This is a genomic window from Pseudomonas sp. Seg1, assembly GCF_018326005.1.
Taxonomy (GTDB): Bacteria; Pseudomonadota; Gammaproteobacteria; order Pseudomonadales; family Pseudomonadaceae; genus Aquipseudomonas.
In genome coordinates, this window is record NZ_AP021903.1 from 4,868,845 (window position 1) to 4,886,395 (window position 17,551).

General features: G+C 59.7%; 13 protein-coding genes. 6 read left to right on the forward strand and 7 right to left on the reverse strand.

What is annotated here, in order from left to right; all coding sequences use genetic code 11:
• The first annotated feature begins 42 nt into the window (after positions 1-42).
• Together KI231_RS21880 and KI231_RS21885 are read left to right on the forward strand one after the other, a co-directional pair.
• Positions 43-645, forward strand: coding sequence for a Yip1 family protein (locus KI231_RS21880; protein WP_007917515.1), 603 nt, complete (start codon positions 43-45; stop codon positions 643-645).
• A 148-nt stretch (positions 646-793) separates the two neighbouring features.
• Positions 794-1,288: a SprT family zinc-dependent metalloprotease gene (locus KI231_RS21885; protein WP_213026320.1), complete on the forward strand. Its 495-nt coding sequence runs from the start codon at positions 794-796 to the stop codon at positions 1,286-1,288.
• Between the two features lie 133 nt (positions 1,289-1,421).
• Here KI231_RS21885 and KI231_RS21890 read toward each other — a convergent pair whose 3' ends face one another.
• Both KI231_RS21890 and KI231_RS21895 read right to left on the reverse strand, forming a co-directional pair.
• Entirely contained in the window at positions 1,422-2,603 is a 1,182-nt protein-coding gene (locus tag KI231_RS21890) for a CaiB/BaiF CoA transferase family protein (protein ID WP_213026321.1), read from the reverse strand.
• Between the two features lie 263 nt (positions 2,604-2,866).
• Positions 2,867-4,201 (reverse strand): dicarboxylate/amino acid:cation symporter, encoded by a 1,335-nt coding sequence (locus KI231_RS21895; RefSeq protein WP_103306885.1) that lies wholly within the window; start codon positions 4,199-4,201, stop codon positions 2,867-2,869.
• Between the two features lie 352 nt (positions 4,202-4,553).
• On the opposite strand from KI231_RS21895, the gene KI231_RS21900 reads away from it, so the two are divergent.
• Entirely contained in the window at positions 4,554-5,552 is a 999-nt protein-coding gene (locus KI231_RS21900; RefSeq protein WP_213026322.1) for an AraC family transcriptional regulator, read from the forward strand.
• A gap of 993 nt (positions 5,553-6,545) precedes the next feature.
• Here KI231_RS21900 and KI231_RS21905 read toward each other — a convergent pair.
• From KI231_RS21905 to KI231_RS21915, 3 genes are all read right to left on the reverse strand, one after another.
• Positions 6,546-7,892 carry an ATP-binding protein gene (locus KI231_RS21905; protein ID WP_213026323.1) on the reverse strand — a complete coding sequence of 449 codons (1,347 nt, stop codon included), beginning with the start codon at positions 7,890-7,892 and terminating at the stop codon, positions 6,546-6,548.
• The gene (locus KI231_RS21910) at positions 7,889-8,566 is read right to left on the reverse strand and encodes a response regulator transcription factor (protein ID WP_008079190.1); all 678 of its coding nucleotides are present in this window, start codon (positions 8,564-8,566) and stop codon (positions 7,889-7,891) included. Before KI231_RS21910 ends, KI231_RS21905 begins: the two co-directional genes overlap by 4 nt.
• Positions 8,567-8,716: 150 nt before the next feature.
• Positions 8,717-9,322: a putative outer membrane beta-barrel protein gene (locus KI231_RS21915; RefSeq protein ID WP_103307386.1), complete on the reverse strand. Its 606-nt coding sequence runs from the start codon at positions 9,320-9,322 to the stop codon at positions 8,717-8,719.
• A gap of 141 nt (positions 9,323-9,463) precedes the next feature.
• On the opposite strand from KI231_RS21915, the gene KI231_RS21920 reads away from it, so the two are divergent.
• Both KI231_RS21920 and KI231_RS21925 read left to right on the forward strand, forming a co-directional pair.
• Positions 9,464-10,255: a dienelactone hydrolase family protein gene (locus KI231_RS21920; protein WP_213026324.1), complete on the forward strand. Its 792-nt coding sequence runs from the start codon at positions 9,464-9,466 to the stop codon at positions 10,253-10,255.
• Between the two features lie 163 nt (positions 10,256-10,418).
• Complete coding sequence (locus KI231_RS21925; RefSeq protein WP_213026325.1) at positions 10,419-11,144, forward strand: 4'-phosphopantetheinyl transferase family protein; 726 nt, start codon at positions 10,419-10,421, stop codon at positions 11,142-11,144.
• A 274-nt stretch (positions 11,145-11,418) separates the two neighbouring features.
• Here KI231_RS21925 and KI231_RS21930 read toward each other — a convergent pair whose 3' ends face one another.
• Both KI231_RS21930 and KI231_RS21935 read right to left on the reverse strand, forming a co-directional pair.
• Positions 11,419-13,029 carry an ATP-binding protein gene (locus tag KI231_RS21930; RefSeq protein ID WP_103307389.1) on the reverse strand — a complete coding sequence of 537 codons (1,611 nt, stop codon included), beginning with the start codon at positions 13,027-13,029 and terminating at the stop codon, positions 11,419-11,421.
• The gene (locus KI231_RS21935; RefSeq protein WP_213026326.1) at positions 13,026-13,748 is read right to left on the reverse strand and encodes a response regulator; all 723 of its coding nucleotides are present in this window, start codon (positions 13,746-13,748) and stop codon (positions 13,026-13,028) included. Before KI231_RS21935 ends, KI231_RS21930 begins: the two co-directional genes overlap by 4 nt.
• 775 nt (positions 13,749-14,523) lie before the next feature.
• On the opposite strand from KI231_RS21935, the gene KI231_RS21940 reads away from it, so the two are divergent.
• Positions 14,524-17,418, forward strand: coding sequence for a ribonucleoside-diphosphate reductase subunit alpha (locus tag KI231_RS21940; RefSeq protein ID WP_213026327.1), 2,895 nt, complete (start codon positions 14,524-14,526; stop codon positions 17,416-17,418).
• The last annotated feature ends 133 nt before the right edge of the window (positions 17,419-17,551 follow it).

The following is a 17,551-nucleotide window of genomic DNA, read 5'->3' on the forward strand; positions in this document are numbered from 1 at the left end:
CTCCGTTGGGGGGCGATGGCAATAACAAGAGGAGTGACTGGCATGATCCATCACGTAGTGGGACTTTTTACCCACCCCGATCAGGAATGGAAGGAAATCCGTGGCGACCAAGAGGAAAGCATCAGCCATATGTACCTGACACACACGCTGATTCTGGCGGCGATCCCCGCTGTCTCGGCGTTCATCGGCACCACGCAGGTCGGTTGGGTGATCGGCAATCGCGCGCCGGTCATGCTCACGGTCGAAAGCGCCATCTGGATGACGGTCATGTCGTATCTGGCGATGCTCGGCGGGGTCGCGGTGATGGGCGCGTTTGTGCACTGGATGGCCCGCACCTACGACGCCAACCCGAGTCTGGCCCGTTGCGTGGCGTTTGCCACCTACACCGCGACACCGTTGTTTGTCGGCGGGCTGGCGGCGCTGTATCCGCATATGTGGCTGGGGATGATCGTCGGCACGGCGGCCATCTGCTACACGGTGTATCTGTTGTATGTGGGGCTGCCGACCTTCATGAATATTCCGTCGGACGAAGGTTTTCTGTTTTCCAGCTCGGTGCTGGCGGTGGGTCTGGTGGTGCTGGTGGCCATCATGGCGTTCACCGTGATCGTCTGGGGCCTGGGCGTGGGGCCCGTGTACACCAACTGACGCAATGACTCTCCGAGAAAAACAAGATCTGCCAATACAGGCCGCCGCAAGGCGGCCTTCTCGTATCGCTGATGACCATTCGGCAGTTCGGCGATTCGCAAGTCCACAGGGTTGCGGCATACTCGACGCCTCTGGAGATCCATCAAGCATGCCCGAGCAACTCAATACCCGCGTCGAAGACTGTTACCAACTCGCTGAATCCTTTTTCAAACGTCATTTCCAACGCCCCGTGGTGAGCCTCAAGCTGCGCGGGCAAAAAGCCGGGGTCGCGCATCTGCACGAGAACCTGCTGCGCTTCAACCCGCAGTTGTACCGGGAAAACACCGAACACTTCCTCAAACAGACCGTGGCCCACGAAGTCGCGCACCTGATCGCCCATCAACTGTTCGGCGACCGCATCCAGCCCCATGGCGAGGAGTGGCAACTGATCATGCGTGGCGTCTACGAACTGCCGCCGGATCGCTGCCACACGTATGCAATCAAACGCCGCAGCGTGACCCGCTATATCTATAAGTGCCCGTGTGCCGACAGTGATTTTCCGTTTTCGGCGCAGCGCCATAGCCTGGTGCGGCAGGGGCGGCGGTATTTGTGCCGGCGGTGTCGGAGCACTTTGGTGTTCAGTGGTGAGATGCGCGTGGAATAGTCAGTTTTGCAGTGACCTGACTGGCCCCATCGCTGGCAAGCCAGCTCCCACAGTGTCCGAGGTGGCCACATAAACCATGTCCGACACAAAACCTGTGGGAGCTGGCTTGCCAGCGATAGGGCCAACACAGACGCTAAAGAATCACCTTGGATGCACGCAACTCGACAATCCGCTCAGCACTGAACCCCAACTCCCCCAACACTTGATCCGTATGCTGCCCCACCCCCGCGCCAACATGCCGTGGCGCCGGCAACGCCTCGGAAAATTTCAACGGACACGCCATTTGCGCCTGGGTCGTGCCATCCCCGCGCGGCACCTGGGTCACCAGTTCCCGAGCCTGTAACTGTGGATGGCGCACCGCCTCCCCCAGATTCAATACTGGCTCGACACACGCATCGATCCCGGCAAACATCTCGCACAGTTCGGCAAAGTCATGTTTTTCGAATTCGACCGTCAGCGCGTATTTCAACGCCCGCTGCTGCTCAGGCTTGGGCGACAAGCCTTGCGCCGCCAACTCCGGGCGACCCAGCGCCGTGCACAATTGATGCATGAACCCAGGCTCGAGACTGCCTACCGACATCCAGCGCCCGTCGCGAGAGCGGTAGTAGTCGTAAAAGCTGCCCCCGTTGAGCATCTGATCTTCCCGACCCGGCGACTCGCCGCAAGCCAGATACCCGGCACCGGCCATGGCGTTCAGGCTGAACGCGCAGTCGGTCATGCTCACGTCCAGATGCGTGCCCTGCCCGGTGTGCTGGCGGGCAATCACCGCCGCCAGCAGCCCGATCACCCCGTGCAGCGAACCACCGGCAACATCCGCCACCTGCATGCCCAGCGGCAACGGCCCGCTGTCGGCGCGGCCGGTGTAACTCGATAACCCCGCCAGCGCCAGATAATTGATGTCGTGCCCGGCGCGATCCTTGTACGGCCCGGTCTGGCCGTAACCGGTGATCGACACGTAGATCAGCTTCGGGTTGATCGCCTTCAGCGCCTCATAACCCAGGCCCAGACGCTCCATCACGCCGGGGCGAAACTGCTCGAGGACGATGTCGTAGTCGGCCAGCAGTTGCTTGACCACCTCCAGTGCCTCGGGCTGTTTCAGGTCGAGTGCGAGGCTGCGCTTGTTGCGATTGAGATAGGCATGACTGGCCGACATGCCCTGATCGTGAGGCGGCAACACCCGCAGCAGATCCAGACGGGTCGGCGACTCGATCCGCAACACTTCGGCGCCCATGTCGGCCAGCAACAGCGAGGCGAACGGCCCCGGCAGCAGCGTCGAGAAGTCGAGGATTTTCAGTGAGGCCAGCGGTGCAGACATGGGCGAACTCCTTGGGCGATGCACTCAGCCTAGGCAGCGATACCGCGTACGGCAATCACCGGAAATGTCAGCGAGTGTGACCGTTACGCTCAAATCGCAGGCAAGAAAAAACCCCTGTGGCGAGGGGATTCATCCCCGATGGACTGCGCAGTATTCCCTTCTTTTCAGTCAAAGAAGGGGCCGCTGCGCAATTCATCGGGGATAAATCCCCTCACCACAAGGGCTCTTCACAATCCGGCATCGCAGTGATGCCGGTTTTTTACTTACTTGACGTTGCTCGGCGTCGGGCCTTCAGCCACACCCAGGTCGTCTTCAGGACGGGTATCAGCGATACCGCGACCACCCGAAGCCAGCTCGGCTTGCAGGGTATCGGTGTCCAGCTCTTTCACCCACTTGGCAACCACGATGGTCGCAACGGCGTTACCCACCAGGTTGGTCAGTGCGCGTGCTTCGGACATGAAGCGGTCGATACCGAGGATCAGCGCCAGACCGGCCACCGGCAGGTGACCCACAGCCGACAGCGTGGCCGCCAGCACGATGAAGCCCGAACCGGTCACACCGGCAGCGCCTTTGGAGGACAGCAGCAACACCACCAGCAGCGTGATCTGATGGGTGATGTCCATGTGCGTGTCAGTTGCCTGAGCAATGAACACCGCCGCCATGGTCAGGTAGATCGCAGTACCGTCGAGGTTGAACGAGTAGCCCGTCGGGATCACCAGACCCACGACCGATTTCTTCGCGCCCAGACGCTCCATCTTGATCAGCATGCGTGGCAGTACCGATTCCGACGACGAGGTGCCGAGTACGATCAGCAGCTCTTCACGGATGTAGCGGATCATCTTCAGCACGCTGAAACCGTGCATGCGCGCGATACCGCCGAGCACGATCAGAATGAACGCCAGGCAAGTGATGTAGAAGCAGATCATCAACTGACCCAACTGCACCAGCGAGCCGACACCGTAGGCACCGATGGTGAATGCCATCGCACCGAAGGCACCGATTGGCGCGAGCTTCATGATCATGTTGATGATGTTGAACATCACGTGAGCGAAGCGATCGATGAAGTCGAGGATCGGACGGCCATAGTCGCCCAGGCGATGCAGGGCGAAACCGAAGATCACCGAGAACATCAGCACTTGCAGGATGTCACCGGTAGCGAACGCGCCGACGATGGTGGTCGGGATCACGTTGAGCAGGAAGCCGACAACGCTCTGGTCAGCACCGGCTGCTACATAAGAAGCGACTTTCGAAGCGTCGAGGGTGGCCACGTCGATGTGCATGCCGTTGCCCGGCTGCACGACGTTGACCACGACCAGACCGACCAGCAGGGCGATGGTCGAAACGATTTCGAAGTAAAGGAGTGCGTAACCACCGGTCTTGCCGACCGACTTCATGCTCTGCATGCCGGCGATGCCGCTGACCACGGTGCAGAAGATGATCGGAGCGATGATCATTTTGATCAGTTTGATGAACCCGTCACCCAGCGGTTTTACCGCCACGCCGAATTGCGGGTAGTAGTGACCGAGCGCGATACCGATACAAATTGCGACGATCACCTGGAAATACAGGGATTTGTACAGTGGCTGACGAGTCGTCATTGCAAGATTCCTCAAGCGTCCCGCGTGGCAGCATCCATCTGCTGACCGCGAAACCTGAATTGCGAACCCTCCTGCACTGGAGGGATTTGTTGTGTCGAGCGACGCTTTTTCCTGCCGGATCAACGCACGCTTCTGTCGCTCTTATCGCAAACGTCGTGCCACTTTGGTGCGTTTCGTAGCAAGCCTTTTGATATCAGGGATTACAGGGTCGTTTTTGTCACCGTCTGGTTACTCCAGTGTGGCGGATTTCCGCCAACTCGCCCGATCTCGTCCTACAATTTGGCGGAAATCCGCCTTGTTGCCCGGTTCACCCCCGGCTACCATCCGGCGCCAGAGGAAGGATTTGCCGCTTATGCGCGAACGCACCATCGCCAGTCATTTCGCCCGTGCCGCCCTCGGTGGTGCGCGCCGCCTCGGATTCGATTATTCGGGCCTGCTGCTGGAACTGGGGATCAGCCCTGAATTGCTCGACGAGCCCCGTGCGCGCATCGCCCCGGAGCAGTTCACCCGATTGATCCAGAGCCTGTGGCTGGCACTGGACGACGAATACCTGGGGTTCGGCATGGCACCGAGCAAACCCGGCAGCTTCGCCATGATGTGCCACGCCTCGATTCATTGCCGCAATCTGGAAAAAGCCCTGCAACGCGGCTTATTGTTTTATAGCCTATTCCCCGACGCCCCGCGCCTGACCCTGAGCCGCGAAGACGAATGGGTGCGCCTGAGCCTCGATGATTCACAGTTGTGGGACCCGGATCACTTCCTCACCGAAAGCCTGCTGGTGATCTGGCATCGCCTCGGCAGTTGGCTGATCGGCCAGCGCATCCGCCTGGAGCAGGCGACGTTCAGCTACGCGAAACCTGCGCACGGCGCAGAATACGACCTGCTGTTTCCCTGCCCGTTGGTGTTTTCAGCGGATCAAAGCAGTCTGCTGTTTCACAGCCGTTACCTGCACATGCCGTTGTTGCAGGACGAACGCACGCTCAAGCATTTCCTTGAGCGCTCTCCCGCCGACCTGCTCTCGCGCCCCGACGGCGGCGACAGTCTCAGCAGCCGCCTGCGTCGTTTGCTCAGCAGTGACACTAATCGTTGGCCGGATCTGGAAGCCGTGGCGGCGCACCTGCACATCAGTCCACAAACACTGCGTCGGCATTTGCGCGAGGAAGGCAGCAGTTTTCAGGAGTTGAAAGATCAGTTGCGGCGGGATATCGCCATTTATCATCTGGGGCGGGCGGATCTGTCGTTGCAACAGATTGCCGAGCAGCTGGGGTTTTCCGAGCCGTCGGCGTTTCATCGGGCTTTCAAGAAGTGGACGGGGGTGACGCCGGGGGCTTATCGGGCGCAGGAGCAGTGAGGTGTCTTCGAGATCTCGCCTTCTGGAATACCGTGGATTTCGGAGGTGGGTTTGTTTGTCTGGGATTTCTGGGGGTTTGGGGTTTGGGGTTTGGGGTTTGGGGTTTGGGAGCATATCCGTTGCTGCGGTAACGGCTGATTAGGGTTCCGCCCTTACGGCGGGTCACTTTTGGCAAACGCCCCAAAAGTAACCAAAAGGGCTGCTCCCGGACGTACGGCACTTCGCCTAGGCTCAGTGTTCCCTCGCTACGGTGTCCATCCGGGGGCATCGCCTCCGGTTTGCTTCGCTGCACCTCCTCTCGATGTGTTTGGCTTCGCCAAACGGCGCTGCGCGCCTGCCCCGGATGAACACCTCCGCTCGGCCTGCCGATGGGGCTGAAGATCAAGAGCAGGATCAAAAGCCAGATCAACAGCCAAATCAAGAGCCCCTCACCCTAGCCCTCTCCCGGAGGGAGAGGGGACTGGCCGAGGTGTTTGGGAGAGCTACACCGACTTGAAACACCGAGTCGAACTCAGATTCTGAAAGATTCACAAATCGGCTCCCTCTCCTAGGGGAGAGGGCTGGGGTGAGGGGCAAACCCAACACAAAACCAAAGCCGACCGCACGCTTCTCACCCCTCAACACAATGAGCGTTAGCTCAAGTACCGCTCTTGATCTCCACCACTCAACACAATGAGCGTTAGCTCGAGTACCGCTTTTGATCTCAACGCCCGTCGGAAGGCTGAGCGGAGGGATTGATCCGGGGTGGGAGCGCAGCGACCGTTTGGCGAAGCCAAACACATCGAGAGGAGGTGCAGCGAAGCAAACCGGAGGCGATGACCCCCGGATCGATCCCGGAGCGAAGGAACCCGAGCCACAGCGAGAGCCGTACGTCAGGGTAAAGCCTTTTTGGTTACTTTTTCGGCGTCTGGAAAAAGTGACCCGCCGTAAGGGCGGAACCATAGGAAGCCGTTACCGCAGCAACGGATATGCCCCCAAACCCAGCCCCCCCCCTCAAACCGCAGGAAAATGAATCCGAAACGCCGCCCCCCCCATCGGCGAATCCCCCAACATCAACTTCGCGTTATAACTCTCGATAATATCCTTGACCACAGCCAACCCGATCCCCTGCCCCGGATGCTGCCGATCCAACCGCTCCCCACGCTCCAGAATCCGCGCCCGCTGATCCGGCGGCACCCCCGGCCCATCATCCTCGACACACAAGTCAATCCCGGCCAGGCTCTCACGCACACTGATACGCACCTCACCCAGACACAGCCGATACGCGTTCTCCAGCAAATTCCCCATCATTTCCAACAAAGCGCCCTGCTCGATCGGCACATAACAATGCTCCGGCAAATCAAACGCCACCCGCACCTGCTTGTCGCGATACACCTTGTCCAACGTATCGCACAGACTTTTAAGCACCGGTTGCAAGCGCACCTGATGCCGCACCAGACCGCTTTTACGCAAACTCGCCCGCTGCAACTGATAACTGATCTGCTGACTCATACGCTCGATCTGGCTCTGCAGCACCCAGGCCTGATCCAGATCCTTGGGCCGTTGCGCCATGTCCTCACTGACCCCCTGCAACACCGCCAACGGCGTTTTCAGACTGTGCGCCAAATCATCCAGAGAATCGCGATAACGACTGCGCTGCTGCCGCTCGCTCAGCAGCAATCGGTTCAGCGAGCCCGTCAGACGCAACAGCTCGCGCGGGTGTTGCTCAGTGAGACTTTCACGCGTGCCGCCCTCGATCTCATCCAGCTCCTGACTGAGTTGACGCAAGGCCTTGAGGCCCCAGGTCAAGCCGATCCACAACAGCGCCAGCAAAACGAGCAACGCTGCGCCGAAGCCCAGATAAAGATTTTCGCGCAAGCCTTCAAGGGTAGTTTCGTACTCGCGCACTGGTTGCAGGGCGACGATGCTGAACGCCGCACTTTTACCGCCAAGGAGTTTCACTTCAACGTCGTAGACGAAGAACTCCTGACCGCTGGCCTCACGAATTCGCGCGAATTCGTTACCGAGGCCGTCGTAACGCGGCTTGTAGTTGATCTGTTCCTCTTGAGTGGCTTTCGAGCGCCAGACCAGATGCCCCTCACGGTCGTAGATATAGCCGAGTAGCCGGAAGTCGGTGAGGTTGAAACGCTCATCCGGCAACTGCGAAGGCATGACCAGTTTGCCGTTTTCAATGCGCGCAGCCGAGATCAGCGTGGTGACGTCCGAAGCCAGGCGCTGCTCGATCGAGTCCTGCAACGCGAGGCTGAATGCGCCCTGCATGGCCGGCAGCAAGGCGAGCATGAACAACACCGCCAACGTGGTGGCGGCGAGCATCAACCGGACGCGAAGAGAACGAATCAAGTGCAGCGCTCATTGAACAGGTAGCCGAGGCCGCGCACGGTGTCGATCGGCTTGAACCCGGCCGGTCCTTCGAGTTTGCGGCGCAAGCGGCCGACCAGCACTTCGATGACGTTCGGATCGCGCTCGTCGTCGTCCGGATAGAGTTGCTCCATCAGGCGATCCTTGGGCACCACTTGCTGGTGATGGCGCATGAGGTATTCGAGGATGCGGTACTCGTACGCGGTCAGCGCCAGCGGTTGCTCGTCGAGTGTCGCCTGCTTGCGATTGAGGTCGAGCAACAGCGGGCCGGCGACGATGGTCGACTGGGTAAAACCGCTGGAGCGGCGCAGCAAGGCATTCAGGCGCGCGTCGAGTTCTTCGAACTGGAAGGGTTTGACCACGTAGTCGTCGGCGCCGGCAGCGAGGCCTTCGACCTTGTCCTGCCAGTTGCCACGTGCGGTGAGGATCAGGATCGGGAAGGTCTTGCCGCCCGAGCGCAACTGGCGGATCAGGTCGAGACCGCCCATGCCCGGCAGACCGAGATCGATCACCGCCAGGTCAAAGTTGAACTGTCCGGTCTGGTACAACGCCTCCTCGGCATTGGCCACGGACTCGACCACGTGGCCGCTCTCCGTCAGACGGGTTTGCAGGTGATGGCGCAACAGCGCTTCATCTTCGACAACCAACAGTTTCATATCGCTCTCCCGGGCAAATCAGAATCTCCAAAAACACACCTGTGGGAGCGAGCCTGCTCGCGAAATCGGTGGATCAGTCAATGAAGATGTCGACTGACACATCGCCTTCGCGAGCAGGCTCGCTCCCACATTTAGCCTGGCGGCAACACTTTAGAAAAAGTAGTTGGCCGACAGGTAAGTCTGCGCGCTACTGGTCAGGTCCAGCGAGCCTTGCTTGCTGCCACCGCGTTCGCTCATCTCGGTGCTGGCATTGCTGCGCAGGTAACGGTAACCGAGTTCCACCGAAGTGTTTTGCGAAACTTGCTGCATCACACCGAACTGGCCGCCGACCGCGTAACCGATGTCACTGTCGCGGCTATAGCCTGGCGACTCCTGGGTCAACTTGGTCAAACCCGCCGTCGCGCCGCCGAACAATTTGGTGGTGCTGCCCACCGGGTAGAACAGATCGTAGCTGCCCAGCAGGTTTTCCTGGCGCAGTTTAATGCCATTGTGCGAACCGGACACGTTGTCGTAAGTCGCGTAGTAGCGGCCCTGCGAGTTTTGCTGGCCGAGGCGTACGCCGTAAGTGTTGTTGCCGTCGATCGCGCCGGTGGCGTTAGGGTGATCGAGGTTGTTGTTCAGAGCATGGGATTTGTCGATCTTGTCACTGGTCTGGCCGAAGGTCAGGCCGGCGAAGTTTGAAGTGGTGTCGGCCTGGGCCGCGACGCTGGCGCTCATTACGGTCAATGCCAGCAGCAGTTTATTAAAACGAGTCATGGGATTTCCTCTTTCACAGTGCTGTTTGGGTATGGCGCAAGGTTACTGACCCTCCCCTGTACCGCCCCTGAACACTCTCTGAACCTGGCCTGAACCAAATCGACTAGGCTGTTCTGAGCACTTTTCGCCAAGGAGACCGATATGCGCCTGTTCCTCGCCCTCACGTTCCTCGCTGTCAGCAGCCTCACTCAGGCTGCGATCAAGACCGCAGAAATCCCCTATCAAAGTGCCGACGGCACACAGCTGATTGGCTACTACGCCTACGACGACGCCATCAAAGGCAAACGCCCGGGGATTGTCGTGGTGCATGAGTGGTGGGGCTTGAACGAGTACGCCAAGCGCCGCGCACGGGACCTGGCTGAGCTGGGATATAGCGCGCTGGCGATTGATATGTACGGCGAGGGCAAGAACACCGAGCACCCGAAAGACGCCATGGCGTTCATGCAGGCGGCAACCCAGGATGCGGCGGCCTCCAGCAAACGTTTTGAGGCCGGGCTGAACCTGCTGAAGAAACAACCGCAGACCGACGCGAACAAACTCGCGGCCATTGGTTACTGCTTCGGCGGTGGCGTAGTGCTGAATGCGGCGCGCCAGGGTGAACCGCTGGCCGGTGTGGTGAGTTTCCACGGTGCACTGGCGACCAAGACCCCGGCCACACCCGGCAGTGTGAAGGCGAAGATTCTGGTGGAACATGGCGCCCTGGACAGCATGGTCACGCCGGACAACGTCAGCGCCTTCAAAGCGGAAATGGACAAGGCCGGTGCAGACTATAAGTTCGTCAGTCTTGACGGTGCCAAGCATGGCTTTACCAATCCGGATGCCGATCGCTTGAGCCACGGCGAGCACGGCGGCCCGGATATCGGCTACAACAAGGCTGCCGATGAAAAATCCTGGGCGGACATGAAAGCGTTCCTCCAGAAGATCTTCAGCTGACCCGCCCGCACCTGATCGTTCCCACGCTCCGCGTGGGGATGCAGCCCGGGACGCTCTGCGTCCCAAAGCGGACGCAGAGCGTCCATTGAGGTGTTCCCACACAGAGCATCGGAACGATCAGTGCCTCTACCCAGTTTGACTGCCAAACGGCAAAATGCCTGCCATGAATCCTACCCCCGCCCTGCCCGCTTGCTGCACCCCGCTCGATACCCACTGGCCAATGCCGACGGTGTTGCCTGACACCGTGCTGCTCAGCACTCACTTCGATCCGTCACAACTGCTCGGTGATGATTTCCAGCGCAGCGCTATCGAGCCACCGCCAAGCATTCAACGCTCGGTGGCCAAGCGCCAGGCGGAGTTTCTCGCCGGGCGCATCTGCGCCCGCGCGGCGTTACAGCAATTGGAAGGCACTGCAGTGGTCCCGGCGATCGGCGAAGATCGCGCGCCGGTGTGGCCGGCACATATCTGCGGTTCGATCACTCACAGCACCGGTCGTGCGGCAGCGATTGTCGCCAACAAGCAGCATTGGCGCGGTCTGGGCATGGATCTGGAAAACCTGCTCAACACCGAACGCGCCGAGCGTCTCGCCGGGGAAATCCTCATACCGGCAGAAATGCGGCGCATGGCCGCCGGTGAGAGGGAGCAACTGGCACTGTGGGTGACGCTGACGTTTTCGGTGAAAGAAAGCCTGTTCAAGGCGCTTTACCCGATCGTGCAGAAGCGCTTTTACTTCGAGCACGCGGAAGTGCTGGAGTGGACGGAACAGGGCCACGTGCGCTTGCGCTTGTTGACGGACTTGTCGAACGAATGGCGCAACGGCACAGAGCTGGATGCGCAGTTCGGGGTGCAGGATGGGCAGTTGTTGAGTCTGGTCAGCATTGCGGCCTGAAATCTTTATCGTCTGTCGGGGCCTCATCGCTGGCAAGCCAGCTCCCACAGTGCCGGTGATGAACACAGACTTGATGTACACCCTGAAACCTGTGGGAGCCGACTTGCCAGCTCCACAGTGCCGGTGATGAACACAGACTTGATGTACGCCCTGAAACCTGTGGGAGCTGGCTTGCCAGCTCTACAGTGCCGGTGATGGACACAGACTTGATGTACGCCCTGAAACCTGTGGGAGCTGGCTTGCCAGCGATGGGGCCAGCACTACTATCCACGATTCAGCGGCGCTCCTGATTCCTCGGCCAGCTCAGGCTGAAGCAAGCCCCACCCAGACTCTTGCTCTTGCCAATGATTGCGCGGCCGTCATGCCAATGGATGATCCGCCGCACAATCGACAAGCCCAAGCCATGTCCGCCTGACGCCCGGGTACGGCTGTCATCCAGACGCAGGAACGGCGTGAAGATTCGCTCCCACGCCACTTCCGGCACACCCGGCCCGTCGTCCTCGACGTCCACCCGGCAACGCAGCTGCCCAACCTGATAACTCACCGTAACGTTGGAACGCGCATGGCGCATGGCGTTACTCACTAGATTCTGTAACGCCCGATGCAGATAACGCGGCTCGGCCTCGACCCAGGCGTCGTCGTTATCAGCTGCAGACAGGCACAAGCCGCGCTGCACCGTGACCTCGGCGCGCAGCGGCGCCAGTTCTTCAATGACCTGATTGACCAGCGCGTCGAGATCAATGCGCTGGAACGTCAGCGCCGGCGAGCCCTGCTCCAGCCGGGCATAGGTGAGCATTTCATCGACCAGCTTATCGAGGTCTTCGATGTCGTGATCCATGCCCTCACGGTACTTTTCCAGCGCTTGCGGGGTGGTCGCCGAACCGATCATCTCCAGACCGAAACGCAAGCGCGCCACCGGCGTGCGCAACTCGTGGGATACCGCGCGCACCAGTTCACGCTGGATCGCCAGCAACTGCTGCAAGTGCTCAGCCATTTTGTTGAACGCCGAGGCCAGGCGTCCGACCGAGTCGGCACCGCGCGCGGGCACACGGGTTTCCAGGCTGCCCTTGGCGATACGTGTGGCCGCCGCTTCAAGGCCGCGCAAACGCCGTTCGAGCTGGCGCACCAACAGATAAACGATAAGGCCGATCAAACTCAGGCCGAGCGCGGCGATCAACACCAGCCACTCCGGCGGATACGGATTCATCTGATACAGCGGGCCGATTTCCAGCACCCAAGGCGTGCCGACCATGCCGGCAAACACGCGGATCGAATCGCCGCCCTTGCCCAACGCCATCACCGTGTCGCCCTCAGCCACGCGACGACTCTGATCCTCATCCATGTCGGCGTCGTTCACCGTGACCAGGCGCAGATCGAATCCGAAGCCCTTCTCTTCCTTTATTTGCGCCAACCGCTTGGGCTGCTCGCCCACGGGTACGCGCACCAGCTCATCGGCCAACAGGTAAATCGTCGCGCGGGCCAGTTGCTCGCTGATCTGCTGCACCTCTCCTACCAGCACAAGTTGTTCCTTGTCGCTGACCAGCCGGTAGACCTTTGCTGCATGCGGCCCGGTCTGCTCCACCAGCGCCTGACCGCGCTGGACCCGGGTGCGCTGGGTCAGATCGAGATCGGTCTCGGCAAACTTTTTCAGCGCCAGCGGAATCCCGAGCAAACGCTCCCACACCAGCAGCGCGCGATGGCGCTCGGTTTCGTTCATCGGTTGCAGATTGTCGGCCATCAGCGAGAACGTGCCATGGGCCAGGCGCTCGCGGTATTGCTCGCTGCGCACCTGGTTAAGCAGGTTCAGCGCGAGCACGCCGAGCACCGCCACCAGAATCAGTGCGGCGCACATGCCGCCGTAAATGCGCAGGAAGATCGAGTTCACAGCGGCAGGTCGACGCAGGCTTCGGGGACAAACAGATAGCCTTTGCTGCGGATGGTCTTGATCAGGCGCGGGTGATCGGGGTCATCGCCGATTTTCGGGCGGATGCGCGAGATGCGTACATCGATCGAGCGATCCTGGCCGTCATAGCCGATGCCACGCAGCGCGGTGAAGATTTCCTCCCGGGACAGAATTCGCCCGGCATTGGACACCAACAGCCAGAGCAGATCGAATTCGGCGCTGGTCAACTCGATGCCGTTGTCGCTCAACCAGGCTTCGCGCAAAGCGTCGTCCACCACCAGTGGCCCAAATTGCAGTCGACGGCTTTTTTCCGCGACGGGCTCCGGTGAGTCACTGCGTCGCAGCAGCGCCTGAATCCGCGCCAGCAACAGGCGTGGGCGCACCGGTTTGCAGACGTAATCGTCGGCACCAAGATCAAGCCCCTGAATCTGATCGGCATCGTCGGTACGCGCCGTGAGCATCAGGATCGGCCCGTCATAACGGTCGCGCACCTTGCGGCAGATACTCAGGCCATCTTCACCGGGCAGCATCAGATCGAGGATGACCAGATCCGGTTGCTCCTTGATGATCCGCGCCGCCGCCAGTGCACCGTTGCCTTCGATTTCGACGCGCAGTCCATTGGCTTGCAGGTAGTCGCGAGTGAGTTCGGCCAGACGCTGATCATCCTCGACTATCAATACCTGAAAGGCTTGTTGCTCCACCGGTGACCTCTGCTTGCTGTTTTTATTAATAGAAGGGATCGCTTGGATCAGCTCCTGCAAAAGCATGCGTGGTGCCAGATCATCCTGATCATTTGTCATGTTTCTGGAGGAAAAATATGCCTGCGCATGGCCCGATTGTATAAACGGCGTACAGCCAGAACACAAGTCGGTAAATGCGTTCGGACAAGGCGGTTTTTTGTGATAGGGTTCGCGCCCTTAAAAATCCGCTGAAGCGTTTTTCCCGGTGAAAAAACAGTGACAAACGGTCTAGCTCAGCAGGTTCGCGGCCTACACGCGAATTCGCCGTTTCGCACACAATTTACGCACAGGTTTATCCACAGGCTATACATTGCAATAGCCCCCCAAAACGCATTATCTTGTAGCCCGCGCTCAAAAAAACCCTACATGTAGGGGTTGAGACAAAAAACCAAACACAAACCGGACAGTGAATTCAAGGCTTTTTATTGCCATTGTCGGGTTGAACCAAACGTATTTTCACAAGCCCAAACCGCGCCTGCGGATGGCTACCGTTTTTCAGTCGGCAACGACGATAACGGTACGGGTGTTGCAGTCTGAAACTGCGCCCCGAAAGGAATGCGGTTTGACGCGGATCGCGCGAACCGAAGACTTCGGCATGGAAGCGGCGCCCACAAGGCCCCCTTCCTGAACTGTCCCGAAGTCGTTATGCCCGGCGCGTGCCGGTTGTAGTGCTTCAGGACGGAACGGTGGGCACCGTGATGGTGCCCAAACAAACATAGAGAACGTGGAGACACCCATGCAAACCGACACAACTCGCGAGAACCCGCAGGGCACCTTGCCGCAGGCCGCCGATTCGACTTCGGATCTGGCAGCCACCGCGCCTGGTCAACTGCGCGTGATCAAGCGTAATGGCACTGTCGTTCCTTACACCGATGACAAGATCACCGTCGCTATCACCAAAGCGTTTCTCGCAGTTGAGGGCGGCACCGCTGCCGCTTCGTCGCGAATCCACGACACCGTTGCCCGCCTGACCGAACAGGTCACCGCGACCTTCAAGCGTCGCATGCCATCGGGCGGCACCATCCACATCGAAGAAATCCAGGACCAGGTCGAACTGGCCCTGATGCGTGCCGGCGAGCAGAAAGTTGCTCGCGACTACGTGATCTATCGTGACGGTCGTTCGAAAGAACGCGCTGCCCACGCCCCGGCCGAAGAAGCGGTCAACGCGCATCCGTCGATCCGCATCACCCGCGCCGACGGCAGCCTGGCACCGCTCGACATGGGCCGCCTGAACACCATCGTCACCGAGGCCTGCGAAGGTCTGGAAGAAGTCGACGGCGACCTGATCCAGCGCGAAACCTTGAAAAACCTGTACGACGGCGTGGCTCTGACCGACGTCAACACCGCTCTGGTGATGACTGCCCGTACGTTGGTTGAGCGCGAGCCGAACTACTCGTTCGTGACCGCCCGCCTGCTGATGGACACCCTGCGTGCCGAAGGCCTGAACTTCCTCGAAGTCGCCGAAAGCGCCACCCATCACGAAATGGCCGACCTGTACGCCAAGGCGCTGCCGGCTTACATCGCCAAAGGTATCGAGTTCGAACTGCTGAACCCTGTGCTGGCCACCTTCGACCTGGAAAAACTGGGCAAGGCGATCAACCACGAGCGCGATCAGCAATTCACCTACCTGGGCCTGCAAACCCTGTACGACCGCTACTTCATCCACAAGGATGGCGTGCGTTTCGAGCTGCCACAGATCTTCTTCATGCGTGTGGCCATGGGCCTGGCGATCGAAGAGAAGCAGAAAGAAGATCGTGCGATCGAGTTCTATAACTTGTTGTCGTCGTTCGACTACATGGCTTCGACCCCGACACTGTTCAACGCCGGTACCCTGCGTCCACAGCTGTCGAGCTGCTACCTGACCACCGTTCCGGACGACCTGTCGGGCATCTACCACGCGATCCACGACAACGCCATGCTGTCGAAATTCGCTGGCGGCCTGGGCAACGACTGGACGCCGGTACGTGCACTGGGCTCGTACATCAAAGGCACCAACGGCAAGTCGCAAGGTGTGGTTCCGTTCCTCAAAGTCGTGAACGACACGGCCGTCGCCGTTAACCAGGGTGGCAAGCGCAAAGGCGCTGTCTGTGCCTACCTGGAAACCTGGCACATGGACATCGAAGAGTTCATCGAGCTGCGCAAGAACACCGGTGATGATCGTCGTCGTACCCACGACATGAACACTGCCAACTGGATCCCTGACCTGTTCATGAAGCGTGTCTTCGATGACGGCAAGTGGACCCTGTTCTCGCCATCCGAAGTTCCGGACCTGCACGACCTGACCGGTAAAGCCTTCGAAGAGCGCTACGAGTACTACGAAGCCCTGACCGAGTACCCGGGCAAGGTCAAGCTGTTCAAGACCATCCAGGCCAAAGACCTGTGGCGCAAAATGCTCTCCATGCTGTTCGAAACCGGCCACCCATGGCTGACTTTCAAAGACCCGTGCAACCTGCGTAGCCCGCAGCAGCACGTCGGCGTGGTTCACAGCTCGAACCTGTGCACCGAGATCACCTTGAACACCAACAAGGACGAGATCGCCGTTTGCAACCTGGGCTCGATCAACCTGCCAAACCACATCGTGGATGGCAAGCTGGACACCGCCAAGCTGCAACGCACCGTGAACACTGCCGTGCGCATGCTCGACAACGTGATCGACATCAACTACTACTCGGTGCCGCAAGCGAAGAACTCCAACTTCCGCCACCGTCCGGTTGGTCTGGGCATCATGGGCTTCCAGGACGCCTTGTACCTGCAGCACATCGCCTACGGTTCCGACGCTGCCGTCGAATTCGCCGACAAGTCGATGGAAGCGGTCAGCTACTTCGCGATCCAGGCGTCCTGCGACCTGGCCGACGAGCGTGGCGCGTACGAGACGTTCAACGGCTCGCTGTGGTCCAAAGGCATCCTGCCACTGGATTCGCAACAGATCCTGATCGAACAACGCGGCCAGAAGTACATCGACGTTGACCTGAACGAAACCCTCGACTGGGCACCGGTTCGCGCCCGTGTACAGAAAGGCATTCGTAACTCCAACATCATGGCCATCGCACCGACCGCGACCATCGCCAACATCACTGGCGTATCGCAGTCGATCGAACCGACCTACCAGAACCTGTATGTGAAATCGAACCTGTCGGGCGAATTCACCGTGATCAACCCGTACCTGGTTCGCGACCTCAAGGCTCGCGGTCTGTGGGACTCGGTCATGATCAACGACCTGAAGTACTACGACGGTTCGGTTCAGCAGATCGAGCGCATCCCGCAAGAACTCAAAGAGCTCTACGCGACTGCCTTCGAAGTGGACACCAAGTGGATCGTTGACGCCGCCAGCCGTCGTCAGAAGTGGATCGACCAGGCTCAATCGCTGAACCTGTATATCGCTGGTGCATCGGGCAAGAAGCTCGACGTGACCTACCGCATGGCTTGGTACCGTGGTCTGAAAACCACTTACTACCTCCGTGCCCTGGCCGCGACCAGCACCGAGAAGTCGACCATCAACACCGGCAAGCTGAACGCTGTTTCCAGCGGCGGCAACCACGGTGACGATTCGGTTCTGGCCGCTCCAGCCGGTCCGGCGCCAGTGCCAAAGGCTTGCGCGATTGACGAGCCGGATTGCGAAGCTTGCCAATAAGCTGAGCACTTTCAGGTGCCGAAAGACACCTGAATGAAAAAAGCCCCTGACTGACCTCTGGTTTGTCGGGGGCTTTTTTTTGCATCAGTGTTGAGCCAGATAGATCTGGGCTGGCTGACTGGCCGCCGTCGCT